Below are 11,506 nucleotides of genomic sequence, written 5' to 3' on the forward strand. Positions count from 1 at the left end.
CGACATCACCGAGGCCGGTTCGCTCTTCGACCTCTGATCACCCGGCCCAGCGAAGGTGGCGGCGGATCGCGACCAGCCGGGCCCCGCCCTGAGATCCGTCGCCACCTTCCGCGGTCGCCCGCGGAAGCACGTGACACCACCTGACGTCATACCGGAACGATTCTGACATCACGATCTCTTGACATGACGTCACCATGATGTCAGAGTGATGCTCATGGACCTCAGCCCTTACATCGACTCCCTCCGCCGTGACCTGCTGGCGGCAGCCGAGGCGGGCGGCGACGAGGTCCGCCAGGCGGCCGAGCGGCTGACCTATGCCCTCGAGCCGAGCGCGCGACTGGCGCTGATGGAGGCCATCTCGCAGGCGGCGGCCGAGATCACCGCCGAGCTGCCCGAAGGTGGCGTGGACGTCCGCCTCAACGGCCGCGAGCTCGACTTCGTCGTCGACATCGCGCCGGCCCAGCTCGCTGCCCCGGTTCCACCCACGCCGCCGTCCCCGCCCGCCACGCTCGATGACGACGAGGGCCTGTCGCGGATCACCCTGCGCATCCCCGAGTCGGTCAAGGCCCGCGCCGAGGAGAAGGCGGCCGCGGCCGGTCACAGCCTCAATACCTGGCTGGTCAACGTGGTCCGCGGCGCCACCAGCGAACGCGCCGTCAGCGTCGACATCGACCTGTCGAGCCTGCCCTTCTTCGGCCAGGACCCCTTCAAGCAGGGCCGTGGATCTCGCCGCATGACCGGCTGGCAGTAGGCCGCACAACACCGTCAAGCACATGAGCCGACCAGCACTCAGGCTGGTCGGTAGGACGCTCACACCCTGGAGCCACCATGGAACGCAGCTTCGAAACGCCCCACCAGATCGAGTTGTACGTCGAGAACAACTCCGGCCTCATCACCATCACCGCCGCCGAGGTGACCCGGACCGAGGTCGTCGTCACCGGCAGGCACGCCGAGGAGTTCGTGATCGAACAGCGCGACGAGCAGATACAGGTGGTCGCCCCCAGGCGCGGGATGGGCTTCCTCGGCGGCAACGACCACACGTCCCAGATCACCGTCGTGATGCCCGCGCACAGCACCCTGACCGTGAAGACCGGCAGCGCCGACACCGTCGTCCAAGGGCCGATCACCGGCCTGTGGGTCACCACCGGTTCGGGCGACCTCAGCGCCGAGCTGGTCGGCGGGGTCGCCGAGGTGCAGAGCGGCTCCGGCAACGTCCGCGTGGTCGAGCTCCGCGGCGACACCCGGGTCAAGAGCGGATCCGGCGACGTCACGATCACCCGGTGCGCAGACCTGGCCGTCTCGACGGGTTCGGGCGACGTATGGATCGAGTCCGTCGGCGGCCAGCTGGCCATCAAGACGGGATCCGGCGACGTACAGGTCGGCGAAGCCAACGACGACCTCTCCCTGTCCACCGGCAGCGGCGACCTCAGCGTCGACGTCGCCCACAAGGGCAAGTTCGTGCTCAAGGGAGCCAGCGGCGATGTCCGTATCGGCGTCCCGGCCGGCACCCCCGTGTGGACCGACATCACCACCCTGTCCGGCCGCGTGCAGTCAGACCTGAGTCCCGTCGGCGCCCCCGCCGAGGGTCAGGACCACCTCGAGATCCGCGCCACGACAGCCAGTGGCGACATCACCCTCCAGCAGCGATGACCAGAAGGAGCACAGCCATGTATGCCAGCAACGAAGTCGAGCTCATTGCCCGCCACCACCAGACCGAGCGACGTAACCAGGCAACCCGCACCCGACGCAGCCGCAGCTTCACGCGGCGCACGCCCTGACTCATTTCACCGCGTCCGCGCCAACCGTTCGTCGCCCTTCCAGGCCAGCGCCGCGAGGGCCACGAACAGCACAGCGATGCCCAGGGAGACGATCGACACGGCGGCATGCCCCTGAGTGTCGGCGTCCAGGAACGGGTAGGGGTAGAAGCCGGTGACCGCGCCCCGGACCAGCGTGTAGGCGAGCCAGGTGATCGGGAACACCAGGCTCGCGAGCACGTCGCGCCCCTGCACCCGGCCTCGTGGGCCGAACGCGACCCAGCCGATGACGGCGAGCAGGGGTACGGCGACGTGCAGCAGCTTGTCCGCCAGGTAGTCGGCTCCCTCGAGGTCGAGGAGCGGCCGCAGCAGGAACCAGTGCACGATCCCGGTGACCGTGATCGCGACGAGCGAGGTCAATCGCAGCGTCCGCCAGCCGGTGCCCCGGTGGCCCCGGCCCAGCCCCAGCGTCCAGGTGACCCAGGCGACCAGGATGTTGGAGAGGATCGTGAAGTAGCCGATGAAGCGGATGAGCCGCTCCGCCAGCCCCGGCGGCTCCACGTCATCGAGGACGGCGTTGCCCTGCCAGACGAGCACCAGCTGGAAGAGGACGGCGCCGGTCGCGACAAGCGCCGTGGCCAGGTGCCAGGCCCGACCGCGGTTCATCAGATGGGGGTCCGGTGGAAGTTCTGGAAGCTGCGGCTCGGCGTCGGGCCGCGCTGGCCCTGGTAGCGCGAGCCGTACTTCTCCGAGCCGTACGGGTGCTCGCTCGGCGACGTCAGCCGGAAGAAGCAGAACTGACCGATCTTCATGCCGGGATAGAGCTTGATCGGCAGCGTCGCGACGTTGGCCAGCTCGAGGGTGACGTGGCCGCTGAAGCCAGGGTCGACGAACCCAGCAGTTGCGTGGGTCAGCAGCCCGAGGCGGCCCAGGCTCGACTTGCCCTCGACCCGAGCGGCGATGTCGGCCGGCAGGCTGACGACCTCGTAGGTCGACCCGAGCACGAACTCGCCGGGGTGCAGGATGAACGGCTCGTCGCCGTCGGGCTCCACCTCGCGGGTCAGGTCCGCCTGATCGGCAGCGGGATCGATGTGCGGGTAGCGATGGTTCTCGAACACCCGGAAGAACCTGTCCAGTCGGACGTCGATGCTCGACGGTTGCAGCATGGCGGGGTCCCACGGATCGAGGCCGATTCGCCCGGCGTCGATCTCGGCGAGGATGTCGCGGTCGGAGAGAAGCACGCAGGGCAGCCTAGTGACTCGGGGCCCGTGCCGACCGGACGCTCACGGGATTGGACAATGTGGCGGTGACCTACCACCGCTTCGTCGCCCTCGGCGACTCCTTCACCGAGGGCGTCGGCGACCCCGACCCCACCCGCCCCAACGGCCTGCGCGGCTGGGCGGACCGGGTCGCCGAGGTGCTCGCCGCCGGCACCGCCGACTTCGGCTACGCCAACCTGGCGATCCGCGGGCGCAAGCTCGACGGGGTGATCGCCGAGCAGGTCGCACCGGCCCTGGCGATGGCCCCCGACCTGGTGACGGTGTACGCCGGCGCCAACGACATCCTCAGGCCGCAGGTCGACATCGACTCGATCGTCGAGCGGTACGACGCCGCGCTCGCCGACCTCGCCACCACCGGCGCACGACTGTGCGTCTTCACGGCCTACGACCCCGGCGGCTCGGCGATCTTCCGGCCGCTGCGCGGACGCTTCGCGATCTACAACGAGATGGTCCGCTGGTCGGCCGATCGGCACGGTGCGACCATCGTCGACTACTGGCGCGTCCGCGAGCTGCGCGACCCTCGCTTCTGGGACCGCGACCGGTTGCACATGGGGCCGTTGGGCCACCTGAGGATGGCCATCGAGGTACTCGACATCCTGGAGGTGCCGCACGACCTCGCCATCGCGAACCAGCCTGACCGTGACCTCGGATCGCGGCGCGACACCTGGGCCGAGCACACCGTCTGGGCGCGCGAAAGCCTCGCCCCGTGGGTGCACCGCCGGCTCACCGGCCGCTCCTCGGGCGACACGGTCTCCCCCAAGCGGCCCGGGCTGGCTCCGGTCGACTGACCGGTCGCGCCGATGCTCCCGACGGGTCGGGTACGATTCCGGCGCATCCTGCGGATGTAGCTCAGTTGGTAGAGCGCGACCTTCCCAAGGTCGATGTCGCGAGTTCGAATCTCGTCATCCGCTCCACTCGCGCCGAAGCGCGACACTCGCCGCCCGTCGCGCCGGAGCTCCCGTCGTCCTTGCATGTCTCGTCCCCGCGAATCACCTGCATGAAATTCGCGGCGTGGCGCTCCCGCGTTTCTCATGGGACAGATGGGACGCTTGCGCCTTTTGTGATCAGAGGGGACAGTGGGACGCGCTCACGTGTCCAGCGCATTGAGGTCTTCCCCATGAATCTCGGATCCAGCACTCCCGAAAATCGGCCCGTCGACCCCGCCCGGTCCCGACGGCGTCGCACGATCGCCGTTGCCGCCGGCGCCCTCACGCTGCTCGTCGCGGGCACGCCCTTCCTGCCGGATGCCAGCGGCCCGGTGCCGGGGCTGAGCCCGCGGGCCAGCGAGGCCCCGGCCCTCCGATCAAGCGCTACCGCCGGCCCGGGTGCCGTCACTCCCCAGATGCGGGCCGAGATCGAGCGGGTCGTTGCGGAGGGCGAGCGCACTCCGGTGTCGGCGCGCTCGTCGGCGTACAGGCTGGCGACCGCCATGACGCGTTGCGCGACCTTCGAGGGGCAGCGCTACTGCCTCGGCATCGGCTGGACGACCAGCAGCCAGGAGGAGGTGACGTCCCGGCTCGCGGAGGCAGCGGCTCCCACGCCGACTCGCACGGACACGGAGGAGACCGGCGACCTCAGCCTCCTTGCGGCGCTGCGCAGGTACTCCAAGCTCTCCCCCAGGGAACGCGCCACAGCGGAGCGGGCCGAGCTCGCCGCAGCCGCGAGCGCGGTCGCGAAGGTGTGGCTGATCCGCCACGACATCCAGGGCGTCCCGCTGCCGGCCAGCTTCCTGGAGCAGCACCCCGAGGCGGCGGTGGCCGCGCGGACGACCACCCGCAAGCACCCGCGCAAGTTCAAGATCCTCAGCGAGTTGCAGGTCCGTCCCCAGAACCGCAGCTACTACTGCGGGCCGACGACGGTGCAGATGATCGCCTGGGGCTGGCGCGACCGCCGCCAGGGTCAGGCCCTCTGGGCCGATCGGCTGCACACCACCACGGCCGGTACCGGCATCACCGACATGGTCCGGGTCGTCAACCACAACAGCGGCTACGACCGCGAGGACCACGCCGGGCCCTACATCGTGCTCGACATCAGCGACTTCACCTACAAGCAGTGGTGGCGGCTGATCAAGAAGCACATCCACACCTACAAGGCGCCGGTCGTGCTGCACCCGATCCTGCTCAAGCAGTACTACCCCTACCTCGACGACGACGCCTCCGGCCACTTCCAGGTCGGCCGCGGCTACCACCGGACCAAGGACGGACAGAAGCTGCTCGGCTACTTCGAGCCCTGGGACCAGAGCAAGTTCGACCCCACCGAGCCGCGGATCGCGCGCAGCCAGTGGCAGTCGGCCTACAAGAGCTACCGCGCCAACCAGGCCCACTTCCAGCACAACGTGGGCGTGTGATGCGTCGCGAGTTCGGTACGGCGATCGCGGCGGCCCTGCTCCTGGTCGCGGCCGGGTGCAGCGACGACGGCGAGCCGAGACCGGAGCCGACGCCGACGCCCTCGGAGACCACCGCCCCCCCGACCGACGAGCCGACCGACGCGGCTCCCCTCGACTGGCAGCCCACCGGCCACTCGGTCGACGAGCGCGTGATCGTCGGCGACAGGTGGACGGCCATCGCCACCGAGTCCGACGTCCGCTTCGAGAGTCCGACCGGCGCCGCGGACGTGGCGCTGCCGGCCGTCGGCAGCGGGACCGTCAACGCCGTACTCCTCGAAGGCGACACCGCCGTCGTGTCCTACGCCTTCGGCGGCGAGACCACCGTCGGTCTCGGCTATCGCATCGACCTGACAAGCGGTGACCGGACCGAGATCGTCACGCCGGAGCCGGCCAACGGCGGCGACTGGGCGCTGATCGACGACAGCCTCTACTTCCCGGCGCTCGACGAGAACGAGAAGGCCTGCCTCGCCACCCTCGCCGTCACCGACGGCAACGGCGAGGAGGGCTGGTGCCCGCCCGGCCGCGTCGGCATCGCCGAGCTCGAGGCCAACGACGCCGGCGTCGCGGCCATGCTCTTCGACTACGGCAGCGACATCTCGTGTCGCACCCTCACCCTGCTCGACCAGGCCGGAATCCCGCAGCCGGTCGAGGGCCCGGCGGAGTGCACGGGCTGGGACATCGCGGCCACGAGCACCGGCATCATCTGGTCCGAGGTGCCGCGGCCCAAGCGCCAGGAGGTCGCCGTCTTCCACGCGCTGGTCGACGGCACCTCCCAGAAGTTGGCGAAGGGCACGACCGGTTCGCTCACCTCGTGCGGCGGCGACACCTTCTTCGTCAGCGACCCGGAGAAGCGTACCGACCCGGCGCGCCTGATGCGCTGGGACGGCACCACCCTCGCGGTCGCCTACGAGTCGGCCTCGACAGGCAACGCCTTCCTCGGCAAGCCCGAGTGCGCCGACGGCATCCTCACCATCTCCTCGTTCGGCGAGGACGGCGACGAGCAGGTCTCGGCTAGCGTTGACTAGGTGAGCTTCACCGGATTTCCCGTCGCCGCCCTGGACTTCTACGACGACCTGGAGATGGACAACACCAAGTCCTACTGGGAGGCCAACAGAGCCGTCTACGCCGACTCGGTCGCCGCGCCGATGAAGGCGCTCACCTCAGCACTCGAGCCGGAGTTCGGCGCCCCCAAGGTGTTCCGGCCCTATCGTGACATCCGCTTCGCCAAGGACAAGACGCCCTACAAGACCCACCAGGGCGCCTTCGTCGGCGTCGCCTCCGCGACGGGGTGGTACGTCGAGCTGTCGGCGCGCGGCGTACGCACGGGAGCCGGCTTCTACGACGCCGATGCGCCGCGCCTGGCCGCCTTCCGCGATGCGATCGTCGACGACAGGTCCGGTCCGCAGCTGAAGCGGATCCTCGCGAAGGTCGAGAAGGCCGGCTTCGAGGTCTCCGGCGAGCAGCTCAAGACGGCGCCGCGCGGCTACGACAAGGAGCACCCGAGGATCGAGCTGCTGCGCCACAAGCAGCTCTTCGCCGGCCGGCTGATCGGCTTCGAGCCGGTGATCCACACCGCCCGGCTCGCCGACGTCGTCCGTGACGACTGGCGCGCGCTGAAGCCGCTCGTCGACTGGCTCGCCGGGCTCGACCCCGCGTAGACGCGCGGACTTTGGCCGATCGGCAGGTGGGGGCTCACGCTCAGCGTGGACCGCCACGAAGACCAAGGTCCGCGTGTCTACGCGCGGCGATACGTCGCCATCGCCCGCTCCGGCTCCCAGTGTGCGCGCATCGAGGCGACCGAGCCGTCCTCGTTGACGCGATAGACCATCACCAGCGCGGTGTCGACCTGGCCCCCGTCATGGAACGTCGTCGTGATGGTCCCGACGTTGGCGCACTCGTCTCCGCCTGCGTGACTGTCGGTGATGTGGAAGTGGAACTTCGCGATCGGCTCGATCGCGGCGGCCCAGAACCTCCGGATCGCGTCGTGCCCGTGGTGGCCGACGCCCTCGAGGTCGAACATCGACGGGCCGACCGGGTCCTCGATGACCGCGTCCTCGGCGTACACCGTGAGCCATTCCTCGAGGTCCCCACGCGCGACGGCCGAGTAGGAGCGCTGCGAGGCCCGGCGGGCCGGGTGGTCGCCGTCGGGCGCGTCCCAGGTGATGTCGTCACTGGTGATCATGCCGTGGACAGTATGTCGAAACGAGAACGCGTTCCAGATCCAACCCTTCCGCCCGGGGTCATCCGCAGTTCACCGCCCGGTCGTCGGGCCCGGTCATGATGCGGCCATGGCCAAGCACCACCTCTTCCTGCACATCGGGCCCGATGTCGTCGAGGTCGACGCCGAGGTCCGCGAGCGACTGGCCGCGGTCGGCGTCCTGACTCCCGACGTCAGCCGGGACGACCTCGTCAACGCGGACCTCGAGATCCGCCGCGCCCACAAGGCGGCGGGCCTGCGACGCAAGGACGTCGAAGGCGCGTGGGCGAAGGTCTGTCGCAAGATCTTCCGCACCCGTTCCGACGTGTTCCTCAGCCAGTCCGGCTTCTTCGAGGTCGACGCCGACCAGGCAGCCCTGGCGATGGACGGGCTCGCCGGGCTCAAGGTCCACCTCCTGGTGACGGCGCAGGCTCAGAGCGAGCTGCCCCCAGGCTGGACGCGACTCGTGAGGCCCGCGCGGATCCACGCCGTCGGGCCCGGCCTGTCGTCTGCCGACTTCGCCGCCGAGGTGGCGCAGATCGCGCTGCGTGAGGAGAAGGCGCGGCTCGACAAGGCGCTGATCAAGGTCAAGAAGAGGCGCAGGCAGGTCAAGGACCAGCTCGCGGCCTGAACCGCCCCGGCGGCGGGACCGCTCCGCCGATCAGTGCGGCTGCCAGGCGTCTTCGTCGGCCGTGAGGTCGGCCACCGCCGCCGGTAGCTTGCCGTCGGCGAGATCCTGGATCGACACTCCCTCGAAGACCGAGCGCAACGAGCGGCGAGCGGCGATCCAGACGTGCTGGAGCACCTTGGCCGACTCGCCGTAGGCGACCGACTCCGGCCGCAGGCCGTAGACCGAGACGAGCGGGCCGTCGACCGCGCGGATGACGTCCGCGACCGAGATCGACTCGGGCGAGCGCGCGAAGCGCCAACCGCCCGACTGACCACGCTGGGAGACCACGATGTCGGCGCGACGCAGGTCGGCCAGGATCGCCTGCAGGAACCCGTGCGGGATGTCCTGGGCCTTGCCGAGCTGTTCGGCACTGACGGCCGAGCCGTCGGTGACGGTGGCGATCTCGATCAGCGCCCGGAGGGCGTAGTCGGCCTTGGCGGAGACGCGCATGCTGCCAGTTTGTCAGATATGTCTGCCAAGTCACTCAACCTTGGCGCCGCCACGCGTGGTCCGGTCGGCAGATCAGGCCGACGCGACCTCCAGGACGGGCTCGTCAACCGTGGCCCGAGCCAGCCGCTCCTGCTTGAGGGCCCACACGATGCCGGAGATCCAGGTCACGAAGAGCACTGCCGCCGTCACCGCGATTCCGACGCCGGGGACACCGACGGCCTCGAGGATGGTCTTGGAGTTGGTGAGCACGATGAGGCCACCGGCGGCGACCCCGAGCACGCGGGCGGCCAGGTGCTTGACCAACCAGGCCGCGATGGGGGCGGCAACGACACCCCCGGCGAGCAACGCCGCAGCATAGCCCCAGTTGATGCCCTGGCTGCCCAGCGCGAGGATGAAGCCGAGCGAGCCACCGACTGCCACGACGAACTCCGAGGTGTCGATCGAGCCGACGACCTTGCGCGGCTCGAGCCGACCGCTCGAGAGCAGGGACGTGGTGCCGACCGGTCCCCAGCCGCCGCCACCGACGGCGTCGAGTGCTCCAGCGACCAGGCCCATCGGGGCCAGGAAGCCGACGGAGGGGCGCGCCTTGAACTGCGGGCGTCGGCCGCCGAGGCGCAGGAACCGGTAGATCACGTAGATGCCGAGACCGAGCAGGATGCCGGCGACGATCGGCTTGGCGACCTCGGCGTTCATGTTGGACAGGGCAGTCGCACCGATGAAGGCGCCGACGAAGCCAGGCACCGCAAGGATCGAAACGGTGCGCCAGTCGACGTTGCCGAGGCGGTGGTGCGCGGCGCCGGAGACCAGCGAGGTGCCGATCTCGGAGAAGTGAACCGCTGCCGACGCGGCGGCCGGTGCCACGCCGGCGGCGAGCAGCAGGGTGGAGGACGTGACGCCGTACGCCATGCCCAGGGAGCCGTCGATGAGTTGTGCGAGGAGCCCGACGAAGCCGAGCACGATGAGCTTGCGCATGAGGCAGGCACCTTTCGATTGTGTATGTCACGTGAAAGGCTATACATACATAAGCTGATAGGCAAAGTCGCTTGAGTGGACAATGCTCGAGATCCATCTGTGACCTGGCACATGTGCCGTTCGTGTTGCGTCGCGAGCCCAAGCGATGCATCATTTTGTTACCGGCGAGTAGCAGACCGAGCCGCTCGCCGCCGGACTCCCCCTGGAGACCACCTCCGCACGGACCGGATCCAGACCATGGACCGGTGCCACGAAACGGAAACGGGTAGAACGTGAGCCACTACAAGACCAATCTCCGCGACATCGAGTTCAACCTCTTCGAGGTGCTCGGTCGAGACGAGGTCCTCGGGCAGGGTCCCTTCGCCGAGATCGACGGCGAGACCGCCCGCGAGATCCTCGCCGAGGTCGCGCGCATGTCGCGCGACGAGCTCGCTGCGTCGTACGTCGACAGCGACCGCTTCCCGCCGGTCTTCGACCCCGAGACCCACACGGCGCCCGTGCCCGAGTCGTTCAAGAAGAGCTACCTCGCCTGGATGGACGCCGAATACTGGCGCCTGCAGATCCGCGAGGAGCTCGGCGGCACGCCCGCCCCGTCCAGCCTGGTGTGGGCCATGGGCGAGATGGTGCTCGGCGCCAACGCGCCGATCTGGATGTACGCCGCAGGGCCGGCCTTCGCCGGCGTGGTCTACGAGAACGGCAACGAGCGGGACAAGCGGATCGCCCAGTTCATGGCCGAGCGCCGCTGGGGCTGCACCATGGTGCTGACCGAGCCCGACGCGGGCTCGGACGTGGGCGCCGGTCGTGCCAAGGCCGTGGCCAACGAGGACGGCTCCTGGAACATCACGGGCGTCAAGCGCTTCATCACCAGCGCCACCCACGACATGAGCGAGAACATCATGCACCTCGTGCTCGCGCGCCCCGAGGGCGTCGAGGGTGCCGGCGGTCCGGGCACCAAGGGCCTCTCGCTGTTCTGGATGCCCGAGCACCACTTCGACCACGAGACCGGCGAGCTGACCGGCCAGCGCAACGGCGTCTACGTGACCAACGTCGAGCACAAGATGGGGATCAAGGTCTCCAACACCTGCGAGCTCACCTTCGGCGACCCGCAGGTGGGTGGCGGCGAGGCGGCGCAGGGCTGGCTGCTCGGCGAGGTGCACAACGGCATCGCGCAGATGTTCGACGTCATCGAGAACGCCCGGATGATGGTCGGCTCCAAGGCCATCGCCACGCTGTCGACCGGCTACCTCAACGCGCTGGAGTTCGCGAAGGAACGCGTCCAGGGCGCCGACCTGACCCAGGCCGCCGACAAGACGGCGCCGCGGGTGACGATCACCCACCACCCCGACGTACGTCGCTCGCTGATGACGCAGAAGTCGTTCGCGGAGGCCATGCGCGCGCTGGTGCTCTACACCGCGTCGTGGCAGGACCAGGTGATGATCGCCGAGCACAACGGCGAGACCGACGCGCTCGCGGCGGCCGTCAACGACCTGCTGCTCCCGATCGTGAAGGGCTACGGCTCGGAGCGCTCGTGGGTGCTGCTCGGCACCGAGTCCCTGCAGACCTTCGGCGGCTCGGGGTTCCTCCAGGAGTACCCGATCGAGCAGTACGTCCGCGACGCCAAGATCGACACCCTCTACGAGGGCACCACGGCGATCCAGGGCCAGGACTTCTTCTTCCGCAAGATCGTCAAGGACCAGGGTCGCGCGCTGGGTCACCTGGCGAAGGAGATCGAGGGCTTCATCACCGCCGAGGCCGGCAACGGCCGCCTCAAGAACGAGCGTGCGCTCCTCGCGACCG

At 69.4% G+C, this 11,506-nt stretch carries 13 protein-coding genes and 1 tRNA gene; 9 read left to right on the top strand and 5 right to left on the bottom strand.

Going from position 1 to position 11,506, the window contains the following annotated elements; translation table 11 throughout:
* Positions 1-214 precede the first annotated feature (214 nt).
* Together RMO85_RS11315 and RMO85_RS11320 are read left to right on the top strand one after the other, a co-directional pair.
* On the top strand, positions 215-751 hold the full coding sequence (locus RMO85_RS11315; RefSeq protein WP_310528826.1) for a toxin-antitoxin system HicB family antitoxin: 537 nt from the start codon (positions 215-217) through the stop codon (positions 749-751).
* A 77-nt stretch (positions 752-828) separates the two neighbouring features.
* Complete coding sequence (locus tag RMO85_RS11320) at positions 829-1,650, top strand: DUF4097 family beta strand repeat-containing protein (RefSeq protein ID WP_310528827.1); 822 nt, start codon at positions 829-831, stop codon at positions 1,648-1,650.
* A gap of 134 nt (positions 1,651-1,784) precedes the next feature.
* On the opposite strand, the gene RMO85_RS11325 is transcribed toward RMO85_RS11320, so the two are convergent.
* A complete protein-coding gene (locus RMO85_RS11325; RefSeq protein ID WP_310528828.1) occupies positions 1,785-2,420 on the bottom strand; it encodes a Pr6Pr family membrane protein in 636 nt (211 codons plus the stop codon).
* Entirely contained in the window at positions 2,420-2,995 is a 576-nt protein-coding gene (dcd, locus tag RMO85_RS11330) for a dCTP deaminase (RefSeq protein WP_310528829.1), read from the bottom strand. The genes RMO85_RS11325 and dcd overlap by 1 nt, the downstream gene beginning before the upstream one ends.
* A 65-nt stretch (positions 2,996-3,060) precedes the next feature.
* Between dcd and RMO85_RS11335 the strand changes: the two genes are divergently transcribed.
* The 5 genes from RMO85_RS11335 (at position 3,061) to RMO85_RS11355 (ending at position 7,078) form a co-directional block, all read left to right on the top strand.
* A complete protein-coding gene (locus RMO85_RS11335; protein ID WP_310528830.1) occupies positions 3,061-3,822 on the top strand; it encodes an SGNH/GDSL hydrolase family protein in 762 nt (253 codons plus the stop codon).
* Between the two features lie 50 nt (positions 3,823-3,872).
* Positions 3,873-3,948: transfer RNA gene (locus RMO85_RS11340), tRNA-Gly, on the top strand.
* Between the two features lie 203 nt (positions 3,949-4,151).
* Positions 4,152-5,381, top strand: coding sequence for a hypothetical protein (locus RMO85_RS11345; RefSeq protein ID WP_310528831.1), 1,230 nt, complete (start codon positions 4,152-4,154; stop codon positions 5,379-5,381).
* Positions 5,381-6,445, top strand: a complete 1,065-nt coding sequence (locus tag RMO85_RS11350; RefSeq protein ID WP_310528832.1) for a hypothetical protein — start codon at positions 5,381-5,383, stop codon at positions 6,443-6,445. The genes RMO85_RS11345 and RMO85_RS11350 overlap by 1 nt, the downstream gene beginning before the upstream one ends.
* Positions 6,446-7,078 (top strand): DUF2461 domain-containing protein, encoded by a 633-nt coding sequence (locus RMO85_RS11355; RefSeq protein WP_310528833.1) that lies wholly within the window; start codon positions 6,446-6,448, stop codon positions 7,076-7,078.
* A 77-nt stretch (positions 7,079-7,155) separates the two neighbouring features.
* On the opposite strand, the gene RMO85_RS11360 is transcribed toward RMO85_RS11355, so the two are convergent.
* Positions 7,156-7,602 (bottom strand): nuclear transport factor 2 family protein, encoded by a 447-nt coding sequence (locus tag RMO85_RS11360; protein WP_310528834.1) that lies wholly within the window; start codon positions 7,600-7,602, stop codon positions 7,156-7,158.
* Positions 7,603-7,708: 106 nt separating this feature from the next.
* Between RMO85_RS11360 and RMO85_RS11365 the strand changes: the two genes are divergently transcribed.
* Positions 7,709-8,248 (top strand): hypothetical protein, encoded by a 540-nt coding sequence (locus RMO85_RS11365; protein WP_310528835.1) that lies wholly within the window; start codon positions 7,709-7,711, stop codon positions 8,246-8,248.
* 30 nt (positions 8,249-8,278) lie between these two features.
* On the opposite strand, the gene RMO85_RS11370 is transcribed toward RMO85_RS11365, so the two are convergent.
* Both RMO85_RS11370 and RMO85_RS11375 read right to left on the bottom strand, forming a co-directional pair.
* The gene (locus RMO85_RS11370; RefSeq protein ID WP_310528836.1) at positions 8,279-8,737 is read right to left on the bottom strand and encodes an Rrf2 family transcriptional regulator; all 459 of its coding nucleotides are present in this window, start codon (positions 8,735-8,737) and stop codon (positions 8,279-8,281) included.
* Positions 8,738-8,809: 72 nt separating this feature from the next.
* Positions 8,810-9,709, bottom strand: a complete 900-nt coding sequence (locus RMO85_RS11375) for a sulfite exporter TauE/SafE family protein (protein ID WP_310528837.1) — start codon at positions 9,707-9,709, stop codon at positions 8,810-8,812.
* Between the two features lie 272 nt (positions 9,710-9,981).
* Between RMO85_RS11375 and RMO85_RS11380 the strand changes: the two genes are divergently transcribed.
* Positions 9,982-11,506, top strand: a 1,525-nt coding sequence (locus tag RMO85_RS11380) for an acyl-CoA dehydrogenase family protein (protein ID WP_310528838.1), incomplete at its 3' end; no start/stop codon positions are given.

Source organism: Nocardioides sp., from assembly GCF_031422975.1.
GTDB lineage: Bacteria > Actinomycetota > Actinomycetes > Propionibacteriales > Nocardioidaceae > Nocardioides.

Coding starts and splice junctions, on each gene's coding strand:
- RMO85_RS11360 (WP_310528834.1), bottom strand. CDS start 7,602: ATGATCACCAGTGACGACATCACCTGGGACGCGCCCGACGGCGACCAC.
- RMO85_RS11370 (WP_310528836.1), bottom strand. CDS start 8,737: ATGCGCGTCTCCGCCAAGGCCGACTACGCCCTCCGGGCGCTGATCGAG.
- RMO85_RS11345 (WP_310528831.1), top strand. CDS start 4,152: ATGAATCTCGGATCCAGCACTCCCGAAAATCGGCCCGTCGACCCCGCC.
- RMO85_RS11320 (WP_310528827.1), top strand. CDS start 829: ATGGAACGCAGCTTCGAAACGCCCCACCAGATCGAGTTGTACGTCGAG.
- RMO85_RS11365 (WP_310528835.1), top strand. CDS start 7,709: ATGGCCAAGCACCACCTCTTCCTGCACATCGGGCCCGATGTCGTCGAG.
- RMO85_RS11325 (WP_310528828.1), bottom strand. CDS start 2,420: ATGAACCGCGGTCGGGCCTGGCACCTGGCCACGGCGCTTGTCGCGACC.
- RMO85_RS11350 (WP_310528832.1), top strand. CDS start 5,381: ATGCGTCGCGAGTTCGGTACGGCGATCGCGGCGGCCCTGCTCCTGGTC.
- RMO85_RS11375 (WP_310528837.1), bottom strand. CDS start 9,709: ATGCGCAAGCTCATCGTGCTCGGCTTCGTCGGGCTCCTCGCACAACTC.
- RMO85_RS11315 (WP_310528826.1), top strand. CDS start 215: ATGGACCTCAGCCCTTACATCGACTCCCTCCGCCGTGACCTGCTGGCG.